Genomic DNA, 18,580 nt, shown 5'->3' on the forward strand with positions numbered 1-18,580 from the left:
GGACGGAACATAGGGTTTGCGCGCCGATTCAACTGGGGTACGCTCGGACGAAGCCAGATGTTCAATCCAAACAATGGAGTTCAGCATGGGATACAAGAAGATTCAGGTTCCAGCCGTCGGCGAAAAAATCACCGTCAACGCGGACCATTCTCTCAATGTTCCTAACAACCCGATCATTCCCTTCATTGAAGGCGATGGTATTGGCGTTGATATCAGCCCGGTCATGATCAAGGTTGTCGATGCTGCTGTTAAGAAGGCTTACGGCGGCGAGCGCAAAATTTCCTGGATGGAAGTCTACGCCGGGGAGAAAGCGACTCAGGTTTACGATCAGGACACCTGGCTGCCTCAGGAAACCCTGGACGCAGTCAAGGATTACGTGGTTTCCATCAAGGGCCCTCTGACCACGCCGGTCGGCGGTGGCATCCGTTCCCTGAACGTGGCGCTGCGCCAGCAACTCGACCTGTATGTGTGCCTGCGTCCGGTGCGCTGGTTTGAAGGCGTGCCGAGCCCGGTCAAGAAACCAGGCGACGTCGACATGACCATCTTCCGCGAAAACTCGGAAGACATTTATGCCGGTATCGAATGGAAGGCCGGTTCGCCGGAAGCGACCAAGGTCATCAAGTTCCTTAAAGAAGAAATGGGCGTCACCAAGATCCGTTTCGACCAGAATTGCGGTATCGGCGTCAAGCCGGTTTCCCTGGAAGGCACCAAGCGTCTGGCGCGCAAGGCCCTGCAGTATGTGGTCGACAATGACCGCGACTCGCTGACTATCGTGCACAAAGGCAACATCATGAAGTTCACCGAAGGTGCCTTCAAGGAATGGGCCTACGAAGTGGCTGCCGAAGAATTCGGCGCGACCCTGCTCGACGGCGGTCCGTGGATGCAGTTCAAAAACCCGAAAACCGGCAAGAACGTCATCGTCAAGGACGCCATCGCCGACGCCATGCTTCAGCAGATCCTGCTGCGTCCGGCCGAGTACGATGTGATCGCCACCCTGAACCTCAATGGTGACTACCTCTCCGATGCCCTGGCGGCAGAAGTGGGCGGTATCGGCATTGCGCCGGGTGCGAACCTGTCCGACACCGTGGCCATGTTCGAAGCCACCCACGGTACCGCGCCGAAGTACGCCGGCAAGGACCAGGTCAACCCGGGTTCGTTGATCCTGTCCGCCGAAATGATGCTGCGTCACATGGGCTGGACCGAAGCGGCCGATCTGATCATCAAGGGCACCAATGGCGCCATTGGTGCGAAAACCGTGACCTACGACTTCGAGCGTCTGATGGACGGTGCCAAACTGGTGTCGTCTTCGGGCTTCGGTGATGCGCTGATCTCGCACATGTAAGCGAAGAGCGGCTGCAATAAAACCGCCCGGCTCGAGTGATCGAGTCGGGCGGTTTTATTATGACTGGATGCCTTGGGTGGTATGAATCAGCTCACGGCTTTGGCGTGGCTGCTGGTAGCGGCTGCGGCGGCTACTGCGTCAATGGCCACTTTGTCCGTAATGTTGACGGCGTGCAGCCCCTTGGGGCCTTGAACAATGTCAAAGTATACGGCTTGCCCGGCCTTGAGGGTCTTGTATCCATCCATCTTGATTGCCGAAAAGTGGGCAAAGAAATCGATATCCTTGCCATCCTCGTCGCGACCTTCTCCGGCGTCGGTGTTAATGAAACCGAACCCCTTGGCATTGTTGAACCATTTCACCTTACCGACAGCCATACTCATATCCCTCTGCAACAGACTCCATCACTGGAGTATCATCCAGTTAATCCGCAGTCTAATCTTGTAAATAGATTGACTCCGCGGACCTTTTTTACCCACTGTGGGCTCTATTGGTTGTAACACCGTTTTCCCGATAGTCAAGGTGACCGGGCAGTCGGAGTTGAAATCGCTGATGGCCGCCCCCACCACTGTATTTGCACAACTGACGAACCTTTCTTTCCATGCATGCAATCAGCCAGATTCGACTAACATTCAATCAGGATCGCCCTGATTTACACGACGACGATTCCGCAGGCATTGCTGTTCAGGAGGCTAAGCCTGCTTTACAGGCGCCGCCTATGTACAAGGTGGTTTTGTTCAACGATGACTACACACCGATGGATTTCGTCGTCGAAGTGCTCGAGGTGTTTTTTAACCTGAATCGCGAGCTGGCGACCAAGGTCATGCTGGCCGTTCATACAGAAGGACGGGCAGTATGTGGAGTGTTTACCCGCGACATCGCCGAGACCAAGGCCATGCAGGTCAACCAGTACGCCAGGGAAAGCCAGCATCCGCTACTCTGTGAAATCGAGAAGGACGGTTAATCGCCGACCACTTGGGTATGAGGTGAAGCTATGTTAAACCGCGAGCTCGAAGTCACCCTCAATCTAGCCTTCAAGGAGGCTCGTTCGAAGCGTCATGAATTCATGACCGTCGAACACCTGCTGCTGGCCCTATTGGATAATGAGGCTGCCGCTACCGTTTTGCGTGCCTGCGGCGCAAACCTCGACAAACTCAAGCATGACCTGCAGGAGTTCATCGACTCCACCACGCCATTGATCCCCTTGCATGACGAGGATCGTGAAACCCAGCCAACCCTGGGCTTCCAGCGTGTACTGCAACGTGCTGTCTTTCACGTACAGAGCTCGGGCAAACGCGAAGTGACTGGCGCCAACGTGCTGGTCGCGATCTTCAGTGAGCAAGAGAGTCAGGCAGTGTTTCTGCTGAAACAGCAGAGCGTTGCGCGCATCGATGTCGTCAACTACATCGCCCATGGCATTTCCAAAGTGCCGGGGCATGGCGATCACTCTGAAGGTGAACAAGATATGCAGGACGACGAGGGCGGTGAGTCTTCTTCTTCAGGCAATCCTCTGGATGCTTATGCCAGCAACCTCAACGAACTTGCGCGCCAGGGTCGTATCGATCCGTTGGTAGGCCGTGAGCTCGAAGTCGAGCGCGTCGCGCAGATCCTGGCGCGTCGTCGCAAAAACAATCCGCTGCTGGTGGGCGAGGCGGGCGTGGGTAAAACCGCGATTGCCGAAGGCCTGGCCAAACGCATTGTCGACAACCAGGTGCCGGACCTGCTGGCCAACAGCGTGGTGTATTCCCTCGATCTGGGGGCCTTGCTGGCCGGAACCAAATACCGCGGCGATTTCGAGAAGCGCTTCAAGGCGTTGCTCAATGAGCTGAAAAAACGTCCGCAGGCGATCCTGTTCATCGACGAGATCCACACCATCATCGGTGCGGGCGCTGCGTCCGGTGGCGTCATGGATGCCTCGAACCTGCTCAAGCCATTGTTGTCTTCGGGCGATATCCGTTGCATCGGTTCGACCACGTTCCAGGAATTCCGCGGGATCTTCGAGAAGGACCGTGCCTTGGCCCGGCGCTTCCAGAAGGTCGATGTGTCGGAGCCTTCGGTGGAAGACACCATCGGTATCCTGCGTGGCCTGAAAGGGCGTTTCGAGCTCCATCACAACATTGAATACAGTGATGAAGCCCTGCGCGCCGCTGCCGAACTGGCCTCGCGTTACATCAATGATCGGCACATGCCGGACAAGGCCATCGACGTCATCGACGAGGCGGGCGCCTATCAGCGTCTGCAGCCAGTCGAGAAGCGCGTGAAACGCATCGAAGTGCCTCAGGTCGAGGATATCGTTGCGAAAATCGCGCGAATTCCGCCAAAACACGTCACCAGTTCCGACAAAGAGTTGCTGCGTAACCTTGAGCGTGACCTGAAGCTCACGGTATTCGGCCAGGATGCGGCGATCGACTCACTGTCGACCGCGATCAAGTTGTCCCGTGCCGGCCTCAAGTCGCCTGACAAGCCCGTCGGTTCGTTCCTGTTCGCAGGCCCGACCGGCGTCGGTAAAACCGAAGCTGCGCGGCAGCTGGCCAAGGCGTTGGGGGTCGAGCTGGTTCGCTTCGACATGTCCGAGTACATGGAGCGCCACACCGTATCGCGTCTGATCGGTGCGCCTCCAGGCTATGTCGGCTTTGACCAGGGCGGTCTGCTGACCGAAGCTATCACCAAGCAGCCTCACTGCGTATTGTTGCTCGATGAAATCGAGAAGGCGCATCCGGAAGTCTTCAACCTGCTGTTGCAGGTCATGGACCACGGTACGCTGACCGATAACAACGGGCGCAAGGCAGATTTCCGTAACGTGATCGTCATCATGACGACCAACGCCGGTGCCGAGACTGCAGCGCGTGCTTCGATCGGTTTCACCTATCAGGACCACTCGTCCGATGCGATGGAAGTGATCAAGAAGAGCTTCACGCCGGAATTCCGCAACCGTCTGGACACCATTATCCAGTTTGGTCGCCTCAGCCATGAGGTCATCAAAAGCGTGGTGGACAAGTTCCTTACCGAGCTTCAGGCGCAGCTGGAAGACAAGCGTGTGCTGCTGGAAGTCACCGACGCTGCTCGCAGCTGGCTGGCGGCCGGTGGTTACGACGTGACCATGGGTGCTCGACCAATGGCGCGCTTGATTCAGGACAAGATCAAGCGTCCGCTGGCGGAGGAGATTCTCTTTGGCGAACTGGCCGAACATGGCGGTGTGGTGCACATCGACATCAAGGATGGCGAGCTGACCTTCGAGTTCGAGACCACGGCTGAAATGGCCTGACGTTAACCGCAACAAAGCCAAAAGGCGCCGAAAGGCGCCTTTTTGCTGCCTGCCATGATCGTTCCCGCGCAGAGCGTGGGAACGATCCGCACACAAAAACGCCCGGCATAGCCGGGCGTTTTGTATTGACTTGATTAGCGAGCGCGGTAGGTGATGCGCCCTTTGCTCAAGTCATAGGGCGTCAGCTCGACGCGCACTTTGTCGCCGGTAAGAATACGAATGTAGTTCTTGCGCATCTTGCCGGAGATGTGCGCGGTTACGACGTGCCCATTTTCCAACTCCACACGAAACATGGTGTTGGGCAGGGTGTCGACGACAGTGCCTTCCATTTCGAAGCTGTCTTCTTTCGACATGCAGTAAAGCCCTCGGTGTCCAATGAATGGCCCGGTGCAACTGCGCCAGGCAAAAGCGGCGTGCATTGTGCCCGAAAAGTGGGGTTTAAGCCAAGGGGTTCTAGTTCAGGATGACCCAACGTTGATTAATCAGCAGTTCGATAGGGCGATATTGGGTCTTGTAGCTCATTTTTTTGCAGTTTTTGATCCAGTAGCCGAGATAGACCGCTTCCAGCCCCAGGCGCCCGGCTTCGGCAATCTGCCAGAGAATCGCGTAACGCCCAAGGCTGCGACGCTCCTCGCCGGGCTCGTAGAAGGTGTACACCGCTGACAGGCCATTGGGCAGCAAGTCGGTGACGGCCACCGCCACCAGTCGGCCTTCGAGACGAAATTCGTAGAAGCGGGAGAACGGCAGGTCACGCACCAGGAAGGTCGAGAACTGATCGCGACTCGGCGGATACATATCGCCGTCGGCGTGGCGCTGTTCGATGTAGCGCTGGTAGAGGTCGAAATACTCCTCGCTGAACGTTGGTCGGGCCGGGCGTACCTGCAAGTCGGCATTGCGTTTGAGAATGCGTTTCTGCTGACGGTTGGGGGTAAATTGCGCCACAGGAATACGCGCCGGTACGCACGCATTGCAATTCTGGCAATGGGGCCGGTAGAGATGATCACCACTGCGACGAAAGCCCATTTCCGACAGATCTGCGTAGACATGCACATCCATGGGCTGACTGGGATCGAGGAACAGCGTAGTGGCCTGCTCCTCGGGCAGATAACTGCAAGAGTGGGGCTGAGTGGCATAGAACTTCAAACGCGCCAACTCGGTCATGATCAACCCTCGGGATAAACTTTTGATAAGGGGACTTTCTCAATTCGTCTCCCCGCATTAAGTGTAAGCCACACGGGCCAATGTCGCTCAGCAAACCCAGGTGGCACGACCGGGTTGATCCAGGTGCCGGGCAAGGTAGCCGGCAAACTCGGTGCGGGGAATCGCTCGGGCGCCCAGGCTATGCAGATGATCGGTAGGCATCTGGCAATCGATCAGCACAAAACCTGAGTCTTTCAGATGTTGCACCAGCGTGGCAAAGCCATATTTGGAGGCGTTGTCGGCGCGGCTGAACATCGACTCACCGAAAAACAGCTGTCCCATGGCCAGGCCGTAGAGCCCGCCGACCAGCACGCCATCGTCCCAGACCTCCACCGAATGGGCGTAGCCGCGCCTGTGCAGTTCGACGTAGGCGTCCTGCATCGCTTGGGTGATCCAGGTGCCATCGGCGTACTCGCGCGGCGCGGCGCAGGCGCTGATGACCGCGGCAAAATCCCGATCGAAGGTCACTTGATAGCGTTGTTGGCGCAGCAGTTTATTCAGGCTGCGGGAGACATGCAGTTCGTCGGGAAACAGCACCGTGCGCGGATCCGGTGACCACCAGAGAATCGGTTGGCCTTCCGAGAACCACGGAAAGCAGCCATGGCGATACGCCTGAATCAGACGGTCGGCGGACAGATCGCCGCCCGCGGCCAGCAGTCCGTTGGGGTCGCGCATGGCTTTTTCCAGCGGCGGAAAAGTCAGGGTATTGCGTTGTAACCAAGTCAGCATGGCATCCGGGCTTGCAGAAGGGGAGGGCGGTGGCGGGCGATAAACCCGCCAGATAGAAGGTTAACCGTCAAACGCCGGGAATGTCATCGAGATACTTCTCGGCATCCAGCGCAGCCATGCAACCGGCTCCGGCAGAGGTCACTGCCTGGCGGTAAACGTGGTCGGCCACGTCGCCGGCGGCGAATACACCCTGGATGGCGGTGGCGGTGGCGTCGCCTTCGCTGCCGCCCTTGACCAGCAGGTAGCCGTTGCGCATCTGCAGCTGGCCCTGGAACAGGTCGGTGTTGGGTTTGTGGCCGATGGCGATGAACACGCCGGCCAGCGACAGTTCAGCGGTTTCGCCGGTATGGCTGTGACGCAGGCGGGCGCCGGTCACGCCGCTGGCGTCACCGAGTATTTCGTCCAGGTTCTGGTTCCAGTGCAGGCGGATATTGCCGTTGGCGGCTTTTTCGAAGAGCTTGTCCTGCAGGATCTTCTCCGAACGCAGTTTGTCGCGACGGTGAATCAGATGAACCTCCTTGGCGATGTTCGACAGGTACAGGGCTTCTTCCACCGCGGTGTTGCCGCCGCCGACCACTGCGACCACCTGGTTGCGATAGAAGAAACCATCGCAGGTGGCGCAGGCCGAAACCCCTTTGCCGGCAAAGGCTTCTTCCGATGGCAGCCCCAGGTATTGGGCCGAAGCGCCGGTGGCGATAATCAGCGCATCGCAGGTGTAGGTGCCGCTGTCGCCGATGAGCTCGAACGGGCGCTGTTGCAACTTGGCGGTATGGATGTGGTCGTAAACGATCTCGGTGTCGAAGCGTTCGGCGTGTTTCTGCATGCGTTCCATCAGCACCGGGCCAGTCAGGCCTTCGATGTCGCCGGGCCAGTTGTCGACTTCGACGGTAGTGGTCAGCTGGCCACCGGCCTGTATGCCGGTAATGACAACGGGTTTGAGGTTGGCGCGAGCGGCATAAACGGCTGCGCTGTAACCGGCAGGGCCGGAACCCAGAATGATCAGGCGGGAATGCTTCGCTTCACTCATAAAAACACCTCATAAGCCTTTGTCACAAAAGAGAATGCATGCTCAAATTGGACTGCGCGTATTGTGCTGTTGGCTATGCTGGAGCCAAGGGTCTCAAGCATGGCATTGGGCGAACAAACCCGTACAATGCCCGCTTGTAACAGTGTTTGTATCAAAAAAGCGCTGCGTGCCGTATTTCGAAAAGCCGGGGCACAGTGTTAAAAGTAGTCCCGGTTGGGACTGTTAACTTTTTTACCTGCCTGGATTGGGCAGTTTTTATAGTCATTCAACAGATGGACGCGCCAAGGGCGCAGGAAAAGAAGCGTTTTGAAGAAATCCACCGCAGCACCTAAAACAGTCGTTCCGCTCTGGCGCCAGCAATTGCACTACCGGCTCAAGGAAGGTGCATTGATCGCCATCGGTGCCTTGTGCCTGTTCCTGATGATGGCCTTGTTGACCTATGGCAAGGACGATCCGGGCTGGAGCCACAACAGCAAGATCGACGATGTACAGAACTTCGGCGGGCCTGCCGGTTCTTACAGCGCCGACATCCTGTTCATGGTCCTGGGTTACTTCGCCTACATTTTCCCGCTATTGCTGGCGATCAAGGCCTATCAGATCTTCCGTCAGCGCCACGAGCCATGGCAGTGGAGCGGCTGGCTGTTTTCCTGGCGCCTGATCGGCCTGGTGTTTCTGGTGCTGTCGGGCGCGGCGCTGGCCCATATCCATTTCCATGCGGCGACCGGTCTGCCGGCCGGCGCCGGCGGCGCTTTGGGTGAAAGCCTCGGCGACCTGGCGAAGAATGCGCTGAACATTCAGGGCAGCACGCTGTTGTTCATTGCGCTGTTCCTGTTCGGCCTGACGGTATTCACCGATCTGTCGTGGTTCAAGGTGATGGACGTCACCGGCAAGATCACCCTCGATTTGTTCGAATTGTTTCAGGGTGCGGCCAATCGCTGGTGGGCAGCCCGTACCGAACGCAAGCAACTGGTCGCCCAGCTGCGTGAGGTCGACGATCGCGTGCATGACGTGGTTGCGCCGACGGTCACCGATAAACGTGAGCAGGCCAAGGTCAAGGAACGCCTGATCGAGCGCGAGCAGGCCCTGAGCAAGCACATGTCCGAGCGTGAAAAGCAGGTGCCGCCGGTGATTGCTCCCGCACCGCCGAAGCCGGCCGCTCCGAGCAAGCGCGTGGAAAAAGAGAAACAGGCGCCGTTGTTCGTCGACAGCGCCGTGGAAGGCACCTTGCCGCCGATTTCGATTCTCGACCCGGCAGAAAAGAAACAACTCAATTATTCGCCTGAATCCCTGGCGGCCGTCGGCCACTTGCTGGAAATCAAGCTCAAGGAATTCGGCGTCGAAGTCTCGGTGGATTCGATCCACCCGGGCCCGGTCATTACCCGTTACGAAATCCAGCCTGCCGCCGGGGTGAAAGTCAGCCGTATCGCCAACCTGGCGAAAGACCTGGCCCGTTCCCTGGCCGTGACCAGTGTGCGCGTGGTGGAAGTGATTCCGGGCAAGACCACGGTCGGTATCGAGATCCCTAACGAAGACCGGCAGATCGTGCGGTTCTCCGAGGTCTTGTCGACCCCCGAGTACGATAACTTCAAGTCTCCGGTCACCTTGGCCCTGGGTCACGACATCGGCGGCAAACCGGTCATCACTGACCTGGCGAAAATGCCCCACTTGCTGGTGGCCGGTACAACCGGTTCCGGTAAGTCGGTGGGTGTGAACGCGATGATCCTGTCGATTCTGTTCAAGTCTGGCCCAGAAGACGCCAAGCTGATCATGATCGACCCGAAAATGCTTGAGCTGTCGATCTACGAAGGCATCCCGCACTTGCTGTGCCCTGTGGTCACCGACATGAAGGACGCCGCCAACGCCTTGCGCTGGAGCGTCGCCGAGATGGAACGGCGCTACAAACTGATGGCGAAGATGGGCGTGCGTAACCTGTCGGGCTTCAATGCCAAGGTCAAGGAAGCCCAGGACGCCGGCGAGCCGTTGAGCGATCCGCTGTACAAGCGCGAAAGCATCCACGATGAGGCACCGCTGCTGCAGAAGCTGCCGACCATCGTCGTGGTGGTCGACGAATTCGCCGACATGATGATGATCGTCGGCAAGAAGGTTGAAGAGCTGATCGCGCGTATCGCGCAGAAGGCGCGTGCGGCGGGCATCCACCTGATCCTCGCGACCCAGCGTCCGTCGGTGGATGTGATCACCGGTCTGATCAAGGCGAACATCCCGACCCGTATGGCGTTCCAGGTATCGAGCAAGATCGATTCGCGGACCATCATCGACCAGGGCGGCGCCGAACAACTGCTGGGCCACGGTGATATGTTGTACATGCCGCCGGGCACCAGCCTGCCGATTCGTGTTCACGGCGCATTCGTGTCCGATGACGAGGTGCACCGGGTGGTTGAAGCCTGGAAATTGCGCGGCGCGCCGGAATACAACGATGACATCCTCGCCGGTGTCGAAGAGGCTGGTAGCGGCTTTGAAAACGGCGGCGGTGGCGGTGAAGATGATGCCGAAACCGACGCGCTCTACGACGAAGCGGTGCAGTTCGTCCTGGAAAGCCGTCGCGCATCCATCTCCGCGGTTCAGCGCAAGCTGAAAATCGGCTACAACCGCGCGGCGCGCATGATCGAAGCCATGGAGATGGCCGGGGTCGTAACGTCCATGAACACCAACGGTTCGCGTGAAGTCCTGGCCCCTGGCCCGGTGCGCGACTGATCCGGTATTGAAAGGGGCGGCGTCTTGAGACACCGCCCGCACTCCCACGAATGTTTATGAGGACTCCCATGCGTCTTATCCGCATGCTGTTGCTGCCGGTACTGGCTCTGACCACGCTCTCGGCCCACGCCGACGACAAGGACGTGGCGCGTCTGACTCAACTGCTGGAAAAATCCCAGACCCTGACCGCGCGCTTCTCCCAGCTGACCCTCGATGGCAGCGGCACCCAGTTACAAGAAACTGCAGGTGAAATGTCCTTGCAGCGCCCGGGCCTGTTCTACTGGCACACCAACGCGCCGGCCGAGCAAACCATGGTATCGGACGGTAAGAAAGTGACCCTGTGGGACCCGGATCTGGAACAGGCCACCATCAAGACTCTTGATCAGCGTCTGACCCAGACCCCGGCGTTGTTGCTGTCCGGTGACGTGTCCAAGATCAGCCAGAGCTTTGACATCAGCGCCAAGGAAGCCGGCGGCGTGATCGACTTCACCCTGAAGCCGAAAACCAAGGACACCCTGTTCGACAGCCTGCGCCTGTCGTTCCGCAATGGTCTGGTCAATGATATGCAGATGATCGACAGCGTCGGCCAGCGCACCAACATCCTGTTCACCGGCGTGAAGGCCAACGAGCCGATCCCGGCCTCCAAGTTCAAGTTCGACATCCCCAAGGGTGCCGATGTGATCCAGGAGTAAACCTGTAGAAGCGGGCTTGTGTGGCGAGGGGGCTGCTCTTGTCACAGGGTGTTCGCCAAACTTGAGAATTGACTCGAGGTTTTAAAAGTACGTGATGGACCTGTTTCGCAGCGCCCCGATTGCTCAGCCCCTGGCCGCCCGTTTGCGTGCGGCCAATCTGGACGAGTACGTCGGTCAGGAACACGTGCTCGCTCGCGGCAAACCTTTGCGCGAAGCCTTGGAGCAGGGCGCCCTGCACTCGATGATTTTCTGGGGGCCACCGGGCGTGGGTAAAACCACCCTGGCGCGGCTGCTGGCGGAAGTCTCGGATGCGCACTTCGAAACGGTTTCGGCGGTGCTGGCCGGGGTCAAAGAGATTCGTCAGGCGGTGGAAGTCGCCAAGCAGCAGGCCGGGCAGTACGGTAAGCGCACCATCCTGTTCGTCGACGAAGTGCATCGCTTCAACAAGTCCCAGCAGGATGCGTTCCTGCCGTACGTTGAAGACGGCACGCTGATTTTCATCGGCGCGACCACGGAAAACCCCTCATTCGAACTCAACAACGCGCTGCTGTCCCGGGCGCGTGTCTATGTGCTCAAAAGCCTCGACGAAGCCGCCCTGCGCAAGCTGGTGCATCGCGCGCTGACCGAAGAGCGCGGGCTGGGCAAGCGGCAACTGAGCCTCAGCGACGAGGGCTTCCAGATGCTGCTGTCTGCCGCCGATGGCGATGGCCGGCGTTTGCTTAACCTGCTGGAAAACGCCTCGGACCTGGCCGAAGACCACAGCGAAATCGGCGTCGACCTGCTGCAAAGCCTGCTCGGCGACACCCGTCGACGTTTCGACAAGGGCGGCGAAGCCTTCTACGACCAGATATCCGCGCTGCATAAATCGGTACGCGGTTCCAACCCTGATGGCGCGCTGTACTGGTTCGCGCGAATGATCGACGGCGGCTGCGACCCGCTGTACCTGGCCCGGCGCGTGGTGCGCATGGCCAGCGAAGACATCGGCAACGCCGACCCTCGCGCCTTGAGCCTGTGCCTGGCGGCGTGGGAAGTGCAGGAGCGCCTCGGCAGCCCCGAAGGCGAATTGGCGGTGGCCCAGGCCATTACCTATCTGGCTTGCGCGCCGAAAAGCAACGCGGTGTACATGGGCTTCAAGGCCGCGATGCGCAGCGCTACCGAACACGGTTCGCTGGAGGTGCCGCTGCACCTGCGCAATGCGCCGACCAAGTTGATGAAGCAATTGGGCTATGGCGATGAATATCGTTACGCCCACGATGAACCGGATGCCTACGCCGCTGGCGAAGATTACTTCCCGGACGAGTTGGAGCCACAACGGTTCTATCAACCCGTGCCCCGCGGCCTGGAGCTGAAGATCGGCGAAAAGCTCAACCACCTCGCGCAGCTTGACCGTCTAAGCCCCCGACAGCGGAGAAAATAGTGATTCCCTTGATTGTTGCGGTTTCCGTCGGTGGTGTCGCCGGCACGCTGTTGCGCTTCGCCACCGGTAACTGGATCAACGCGAATTGGCCGCGGCACTTCTATACCGCGACGCTGGCCGTTAATATCGTGGGCTGTTTGCTGATCGGCGTTCTATACGGCCTGTTTTTGATTCGCCCGGAGGTATCGTTTGCGGTACGCGCCGGGCTGATCGTCGGCTTCCTCGGGGGGCTGACGACTTTTTCATCCTTTTCACTGGATACGGTGCGCCTGCTGGAAACCGGGCAAGTGCCGCTGGCCTTGGGCTATGCGGCCATCAGCGTATTCGGCGGGCTGCTCGCCACCTGGGCTGGCCTGTCCTTGACCAAACTTTGATAACGAGAAACCGACATGCTCGATTCCAAACTGTTACGTAGCAACCTTCAGGACGTAGCGGACCGCCTGGCATCCCGTGGCTTTGCCCTGGATGTTGCGCGCATCGAAGCGCTGGAAGAACAGCGCAAGACCGTCCAGACCCGCACCGAAGCTCTGCAGGCTGAACGTAACGCGCGCTCCAAATCCATCGGCCAGGCCAAGCAGCGCGGCGAAGACATCGCGCCGCTGATGGCGGATGTCGAGCGCATGGCGGGCGAGTTGAGCGCCGGTAAAGTCGAGCTGGACGCGATCCAGACCGAGCTGGATTCGATCCTGCTGGGTATCCCGAACCTGCCGCACGAATCGGTGCCGGTCGGCGATGACGAAGAAGGCAACGTTGAAGTGCGCCGTTGGGGCACGCCGAAGGCTTTCGACTTCCCGGTTCAGGACCACGTGGCCCTGGGCGAGAAGTTCGGCTGGCTGGACTTCGAAACCGCCGCCAAACTGTCCGGCGCCCGTTTCGCCCTGCTGCGCGGCCCGATTGCTCGCCTGCACCGTGCGCTGGCGCAGTTCATGATCAACCTGCACATCAACGAACACGGTTACGAAGAGGCTTACACGCCTTATCTGGTACAAGCGCCGGCCCTGCAGGGCACCGGTCAGTTGCCGAAATTCGAAGAAGACCTGTTCAAGATCAGCCGCGACGGCGAAGCCGATCTGTACCTGATTCCGACCGCTGAGGTGTCGCTGACCAACATTGTGGCCGGCGAAATCGTCGATTCGAAACTGCTGCCGATCAAGTTCGTGGCACACACGCCGTGCTTCCGCAGCGAGGCTGGCGCGTCGGGTCGCGACACTCGCGGGATGATCCGTCAGCACCAGTTCGACAAGGTCGAGATGGTCCAGATCGTTGAGCCGTCGACCTCGATGCAAGCGCTGGAAAACCTGACCGCCAACGCCGAGAAAGTCCTGCAACTGCTGGAGCTGCCATACCGCACCCTGGCGCTGTGCACCGGCGACATGGGCTTCAGCGCGGTCAAGACCTACGACCTGGAAGTGTGGATTCCGAGCCAGGACAAGTATCGCGAGATTTCGTCGTGCTCCAACTGTGGCGACTTCCAGGCCCGCCGTATGCAAGCGCGTTTCCGCAACCCGGAAACCGGAAAGCCTGAGCTGGTGCACACCCTGAACGGTTCCGGCCTGGCGGTCGGTCGTACCCTGGTGGCGGTACTCGAGAACTATCAGCAGGCCGACGGTTCGATCCGTGTCCCTGAAGTGCTCAAGCCGTACATGGGTGGCCTTGAGGTCATCGGCTAAATGGACTATCTGCCGCTGTTCCATAACCTTCGCGGCAGTCGTGTGTTGGTCGTCGGCGGGGGGGAGATTGCCTTGCGCAAATCCCGCCTGCTGGCCGAAGCCGGTGCGCTACTGCGGGTGGTCGCACCTGAAATCGAACCGCAGTTGCGTGAGCTGGTAGCTGGCAGCGGCGGCGAGTGCCTGGTGCGTGGCTACGTCGAGGCGGATCTGGACGGTTGCGGGCTGATCATCGCCGCCACCGACGATGAACCGCTGAACGCGCAAGTCTCCGCCGATGCCCATCGGCGTTGCGTGCCGGTCAACGTGGTGGACGCGCCGGCCCTGTGCAGCGTGATCTTCCCGGCGATCGTCGACCGTTCGCCGCTGATCATTGCCGTGTCCAGTGGCGGTGATGCACCGGTGCTGGCGCGGTTGATTCGCGCCAAGCTGGAAACCTGGATTCCTTCCACTTACGGTCAACTGGCCGGTCTGGCGGCGCGTTTCCGCAACCAGGTCAAAGGCCTGTTTCCGGATGTGCAGCAGCGTCGGGCGTTCTGGGAGGATGTGTTCCAGGGCCCGATTGCCGACCGGCAACTGGCCGGGCAGGGCGCTGAAGCCGAGCGCTTGATGCTGGCCAAAATCAACGGCGAAGCCCCTGTGGCCACCGGTGAGGTCTATCTGGTGGGCGCCGGGCCGGGTGACCCCGACTTGTTGACCTTCCGCGCCTTGCGCCTGATGCAGCAAGCCGACGTGGTGCTGTATGACCGTCTGGTGGCGCCGGCGATTCTGGATTTGTGCCGTCGCGATGCCGAGCGGGTCTACGTCGGCAAGCGCCGCGCCGATCACGCAGTGCCTCAGGAACAGATCAACCAGCATCTGGTGGATCTGGCCAAGTCCGGCAAGCGCGTGGTGCGCTTGAAGGGTGGCGATCCGTTCATTTTCGGGCGTGGCGGCGAAGAGATCGAAGAACTGGCGGCCCATGGCATCCCGTTCCAGGTCGTGCCGGGCATTACCGCTGCCAGCGGTTGCGCGGCGTATGCCGGGATTCCGCTGACTCACCGCGATTACGCGCAGTCAGTGCGGTTTGTCACCGGGCACCTCAAGGACGGTTCCACCGATTTGCCGTGGGCCGACCTGGTCGCGCCGGCGCAAACCCTGGTGTTTTACATGGGGCTGGTGGGCTTGCCGATCATCTGCGAGCAGTTGATCAAGCACGGTCGCGCGGCTGATACCCCGGCGGCGTTGATCCAGCAGGGCACCACGGTCAATCAGCGGGTATTTACCGGCACCCTGGCCGACCTGCCACGGCTGGTGGCGGAGCATGAAGTGCATGCGCCGACACTGGTGATCGTTGGGGAAGTGGTGCAACTGCGCGAGAAACTGGCGTGGTTCGAAGGGGCTCAGGCGCAGGTCTGAATACCGAGTCGCTTTCATGTGATCGTTCCCACGCTTCGCGTGGGAACGATCAACCTCAGGCCTTGCGCCAAACCCCTTTCCCGCTCAACCGCCCCCGATCATGTGCCCCGGTGAAATCCTGCGCCGGCCCTTTAGGCACAATCCCGGTCGGATTGATGGTCTTGTGGCTACCATAGTAGTGGTTCTTGATGTGGGTGAAATCCACCGTCTCGGCAATCCCGGGCCACTGATAAATCTCCCGTAGCCAGTTCGACAGGTTCGGATAATCGGCAATCCGCCGCAGATTGCATTTGAAGTGGCCGTGATACACCGCATCAAAACGAATCAGCGTGGTGAACAGGCGAATATCCGCTTCGGTCAGGTATTCACCCGTCAGGTAACGGTTCGCGCCCAGCAGTTGCTCCAGCCGATCCAGCTCGGCAAACAACTCATCGAACGCCTCTTCATAAGCCTGCTGCGAGGTGGCAAACCCGGCGCGATAGACGCCGTTGTTCACTGCTGGATAAATCCGCTCGTTCAGGGCGTCGATTTCGCTGCGCAGCGGTGCCGGGTAGAAATCCAGGTCATTGCCGGTCAAGTCATCGAACGCACTGTTGAACATGCGGATGATTTCCGCCGATTCATTGCTGACGATGCGGTTGGTCTGTTTATCCCACAACACCGGCACGGTGACGCGGCCGGTGTAGTCGGCGGTATCGGCGGTGTAGCGCTGGTGCATGAAATTGAAATGATCGAGCTTGTCGCCAGTCGACCCGAGGTTTTTATCGAAGGTCCAGCCGTTTTCCAGCATCAACCAGCTGACCACCGACACGTCGATCAGGCTTTCAAGGCCTTTGAGTTTGCGCAGGATCAGCGTGCGGTGGGCCCACGGGCAGGCGAGGGACACATAGAGGTGATAGCGACCGGCCTCGGCGGCAAAACCACCGACGCCGCTCGGGCCTGGCTTGCCATCGGCAGTCAGCCAGTTGCGACGCTGCGCCTGTTCACGCTGGAACGCGCCATCCTTGCTGCTTTGGTACCACTGATCCTGCCAGCGACCTTCGACTAACAAACCCATGTGCCTGACTCCTCAACCTATAAGCGTTGGAGATGAGTCTATGCGCATAGGTTCGAACAAAAAGCGCAAAGGTTGGGCTGTTATGATCGATTAAATCGATCGGTCCCGGGCGTCCCAATATTGCTGGGCGGTTTCGAAGGCTTGTTCGCGGGGCTGGCCGAGGCCGCGCAAGGCCAGGGCCATGGTCGAGATCAGCGCCATTTGCGGGTAGCTGTCGACCACGTCGCCACGCCATACGGCTTTCAAGTGCTCCGGGTCCAGGCTCGCCGGTTTGACGTGGCGCTGGCTCGACAGCTGCGGCCATTCTTCATCCCAGCTTTCGCCGCCGGTGGTGCCATACAGGTGACTGTCGGCGTCCGGGTTGATCTCAATCTCGCCGCCATCGCCCTTGACGACGATTGCCGTGTCCCCGAGCAGACCGCTGGCATCGCGATGCACCGCCTGGTAGCCGGGGTGGAAAATGCTTTGCAGGCCACAACGGGCGCCCAGCGGGTTGAGAATCCGCGCCAGGGAATGGATCGGCGAGCGCAGGCCCAGGGTGTTGCGCAGGTCGATCATTCGCTGAAGCTGGGGAGCCCAGTCCACCAATGGCATGAACGCCAGGCCGCCCTGATCGAGGGCCGCACCGACCTGCTGCCAGTTGCGGCACAACGGTATGTTCAGCGTCTCGAGCAGTTGCTCGCTGTACAGCCGCCCCGCCGTGTGCGCGCCACCGCCGTGCATGAAGATGCGCACGCCGTTCTGCGCCAGGCACTTGGCCGCCAGCAGATACCACGGCAAATGCCGCTTCTTGCCTGCGTACGTCGGCCAGTCCAGATCGACCGCCAGCGCCGGTGGATTCAGGCGTTCACGCAAGGCTTCGGTGAACCCGGCCATTTCCTCGGCGCTCTCTTCCTTGTGCCGCAACAGCATCAGGAACGCGCCGAGCTGGGTGTCCTCGACCTTGTCGTCGAGCACCATGCCCATGGCTTGGCAGGCTTCTTCGCGGGTCAGATCGCGGGCGCCGCGTTTGCCTTTGCCAAGGATCCGCACGAATTGGGCGAACGGGTGCTCGGCGGGCGTTTCGAGGGTCAGCGCTGGATAGTCGGTCATAAGCAATTCGTCGGTTTGGGCAGGCCCGCCAGTTTCGCGGCGAGTTTGGCAGGGGTGCCTTTGAACAGTCGGTTCAGGTGCAGGCTGTTGCCCTTGTCGGGGCCGAGCTTCAATGCGGTGTACTTGATCAGCGGGCGGGTGGCCGGGGACAACTGGAATTCGTCGTAGAAACTGCGCAGCAGTTCGAGGATTTCCCAATGTTCCGGGCTCAACTCGATGTCTTCGGCGGCGGCGAGGGCGGTGGCCACCTCGGTAGACCAGTCGCTCAGTTCCACCAGGAAGCCGTCCTTGTCCAGTTCAATGGCGCGGGCGCCAACGGTCAGGGATTTCATAGCCAACTGTTGACCTTGTCATAGTGAATCGACAGTTCGACGAAGGCCGGGTAGTCAATGGCACTGGCCCAGTCCGGAACTTGCAGAGCCCGGGCCTGCGCGTCTTCGGCCAGTACGAACAGTTTCAGGTTGCGAGCATGCAAAGAGCTGAATGGCGCGGTGCCTGGCTGCAAGGCATAGGCCGCATCGCCACTCAGCAGCAGCGCATCGTTGGGGCCGATCACGCGCAGGCAACTGCCCAGGCGCTCGTCGCCGAAAGGGGAATGAGACAACACATGCAAAGTCGACATCAGAGGGTGATCACCTGGTCGTAACGGTCAATAAGGGCGGTGATGTCCTGGGCGCTCAGTACCCGGGCTTCTTCAAGCGACAGACCTTTGGGGTCCAGGCCTCGGGCCGCTACGCTTTCAGCGCACACGAACAGGTCTTCGACGCCAAACATCGGCAAGGCTTGCAGGTTGGCGCTCAGGTCTTTCTGCTGCAATGCCTTGGCGTCCTGTTTCGCGGCGAGCTGGAACACGCCGTCATCAAGAAACAGCAGCCCGATCGGCAGATCGAAGGCGCCGCCGGCCAGCACGATGTCCAGCGCTTCCCGCGCATTCGGCCCGGACCACGGCGCCTGACGGCTGATAATCAGCAAGGATTTAGCCATC

At 59.8% G+C, this 18,580-nt stretch carries 19 protein-coding genes; 9 read left to right on the top strand and 10 right to left on the bottom strand.

Going from position 1 to position 18,580, the window contains the following annotated elements; genetic code table 11:
• Positions 1–85: 85 nt before the first annotated feature.
• Complete coding sequence (icd, locus tag ACEN8R_RS06155) at positions 86–1,342, top strand: NADP-dependent isocitrate dehydrogenase (protein WP_019580084.1); 1,257 nt, start codon at positions 86–88, stop codon at positions 1,340–1,342.
• An 86-nt stretch (positions 1,343–1,428) separates the two neighbouring features.
• On the opposite strand, the gene ACEN8R_RS06160 is transcribed toward icd, so the two are convergent.
• Positions 1,429–1,716: a cold shock domain-containing protein gene (locus ACEN8R_RS06160; protein ID WP_064618787.1), complete on the bottom strand. Its 288-nt coding sequence runs from the start codon at positions 1,714–1,716 to the stop codon at positions 1,429–1,431.
• Between the two features lie 224 nt (positions 1,717–1,940).
• Between ACEN8R_RS06160 and clpS the strand changes: the two genes are divergently transcribed.
• Together clpS and clpA are read left to right on the top strand one after the other, a co-directional pair.
• Entirely contained in the window at positions 1,941–2,303 is a 363-nt protein-coding gene (gene clpS, locus ACEN8R_RS06165) for an ATP-dependent Clp protease adapter ClpS (protein ID WP_015094394.1), read from the top strand.
• A 30-nt stretch (positions 2,304–2,333) separates the two neighbouring features.
• Positions 2,334–4,604 carry an ATP-dependent Clp protease ATP-binding subunit ClpA gene (gene clpA, locus ACEN8R_RS06170; RefSeq protein WP_018925524.1) on the top strand — a complete coding sequence of 757 codons (2,271 nt, stop codon included), beginning with the start codon at positions 2,334–2,336 and terminating at the stop codon, positions 4,602–4,604.
• Positions 4,605–4,738: 134 nt separating this feature from the next.
• Here clpA and infA read toward each other — a convergent pair whose 3' ends face one another.
• From infA to trxB, 4 genes are all read right to left on the bottom strand, one after another.
• Positions 4,739–4,957, bottom strand: a complete 219-nt coding sequence (gene infA / locus ACEN8R_RS06175) for a translation initiation factor IF-1 (protein ID WP_002553999.1) — start codon at positions 4,955–4,957, stop codon at positions 4,739–4,741.
• 100 nt (positions 4,958–5,057) lie between these two features.
• Positions 5,058–5,765, bottom strand: coding sequence for an arginyltransferase (locus tag ACEN8R_RS06180; RefSeq protein ID WP_018925525.1), 708 nt, complete (start codon positions 5,763–5,765; stop codon positions 5,058–5,060).
• A gap of 87 nt (positions 5,766–5,852) precedes the next feature.
• A complete protein-coding gene (aat, locus tag ACEN8R_RS06185; protein ID WP_495624642.1) occupies positions 5,853–6,533 on the bottom strand; it encodes a leucyl/phenylalanyl-tRNA--protein transferase in 681 nt (226 codons plus the stop codon).
• A 67-nt stretch (positions 6,534–6,600) separates the two neighbouring features.
• Complete coding sequence (gene trxB / locus ACEN8R_RS06190; protein WP_064618784.1) at positions 6,601–7,560, bottom strand: thioredoxin-disulfide reductase; 960 nt, start codon at positions 7,558–7,560, stop codon at positions 6,601–6,603.
• 306 nt (positions 7,561–7,866) lie between these two features.
• Here trxB and ACEN8R_RS06195 point away from each other — a divergent pair, with 306 nt between their 5' ends.
• From ACEN8R_RS06195 to cysG, 6 genes are all read left to right on the top strand, one after another.
• A complete protein-coding gene (locus tag ACEN8R_RS06195) occupies positions 7,867–10,272 on the top strand; it encodes a DNA translocase FtsK (RefSeq protein WP_019580089.1) in 2,406 nt (801 codons plus the stop codon).
• Positions 10,273–10,340: 68 nt separating this feature from the next.
• Entirely contained in the window at positions 10,341–10,964 is a 624-nt protein-coding gene (lolA, locus tag ACEN8R_RS06200; protein WP_018925528.1) for an outer membrane lipoprotein periplasmic chaperone LolA, read from the top strand.
• 94 nt (positions 10,965–11,058) lie between these two features.
• Positions 11,059–12,381, top strand: coding sequence for a replication-associated recombination protein A (locus tag ACEN8R_RS06205; RefSeq protein ID WP_018925529.1), 1,323 nt, complete (start codon positions 11,059–11,061; stop codon positions 12,379–12,381).
• Complete coding sequence (gene crcB / locus ACEN8R_RS06210; RefSeq protein ID WP_007941127.1) at positions 12,381–12,755, top strand: fluoride efflux transporter CrcB; 375 nt, start codon at positions 12,381–12,383, stop codon at positions 12,753–12,755. The genes ACEN8R_RS06205 and crcB overlap by 1 nt, the downstream gene beginning before the upstream one ends.
• Before the next feature lie 15 nt (positions 12,756–12,770).
• Positions 12,771–14,051 (top strand): serine--tRNA ligase, encoded by a 1,281-nt coding sequence (gene serS / locus ACEN8R_RS06215; protein ID WP_018925530.1) that lies wholly within the window; start codon positions 12,771–12,773, stop codon positions 14,049–14,051.
• On the top strand, positions 14,052–15,446 hold the full coding sequence (gene cysG, locus ACEN8R_RS06220; RefSeq protein ID WP_018925531.1) for a siroheme synthase CysG: 1,395 nt from the start codon (positions 14,052–14,054) through the stop codon (positions 15,444–15,446).
• Positions 15,447–15,501: 55 nt separating this feature from the next.
• Here the strand turns inward: cysG and ACEN8R_RS06225 are convergent, their stop codons facing one another.
• From ACEN8R_RS06225 to tusC, 5 genes are all read right to left on the bottom strand, one after another.
• Positions 15,502–16,503 carry a glutathione S-transferase family protein gene (locus ACEN8R_RS06225; RefSeq protein ID WP_018925532.1) on the bottom strand — a complete coding sequence of 334 codons (1,002 nt, stop codon included), beginning with the start codon at positions 16,501–16,503 and terminating at the stop codon, positions 15,502–15,504.
• A gap of 90 nt (positions 16,504–16,593) precedes the next feature.
• On the bottom strand, positions 16,594–17,595 hold the full coding sequence (locus ACEN8R_RS06230; RefSeq protein ID WP_018925533.1) for a glycosyl transferase family protein: 1,002 nt from the start codon (positions 17,593–17,595) through the stop codon (positions 16,594–16,596).
• Complete coding sequence (locus ACEN8R_RS06235) at positions 17,592–17,927, bottom strand: TusE/DsrC/DsvC family sulfur relay protein (RefSeq protein WP_018925534.1); 336 nt, start codon at positions 17,925–17,927, stop codon at positions 17,592–17,594. Before ACEN8R_RS06235 ends, ACEN8R_RS06230 begins: the two co-directional genes overlap by 4 nt.
• Positions 17,924–18,217, bottom strand: coding sequence for a sulfurtransferase complex subunit TusB (tusB, locus tag ACEN8R_RS06240; RefSeq protein WP_018925535.1), 294 nt, complete (start codon positions 18,215–18,217; stop codon positions 17,924–17,926). The genes ACEN8R_RS06235 and tusB overlap by 4 nt, the downstream gene beginning before the upstream one ends.
• The gene (gene tusC, locus ACEN8R_RS06245; RefSeq protein WP_018925536.1) at positions 18,217–18,579 is read right to left on the bottom strand and encodes a sulfurtransferase complex subunit TusC; all 363 of its coding nucleotides are present in this window, start codon (positions 18,577–18,579) and stop codon (positions 18,217–18,219) included. Before tusC ends, tusB begins: the two co-directional genes overlap by 1 nt.
• Position 18,580: the final 1 nt, after the last annotated feature.

The sequence above is a fragment of the Pseudomonas sp. Pseusp15 genome, assembly GCF_059492165.1.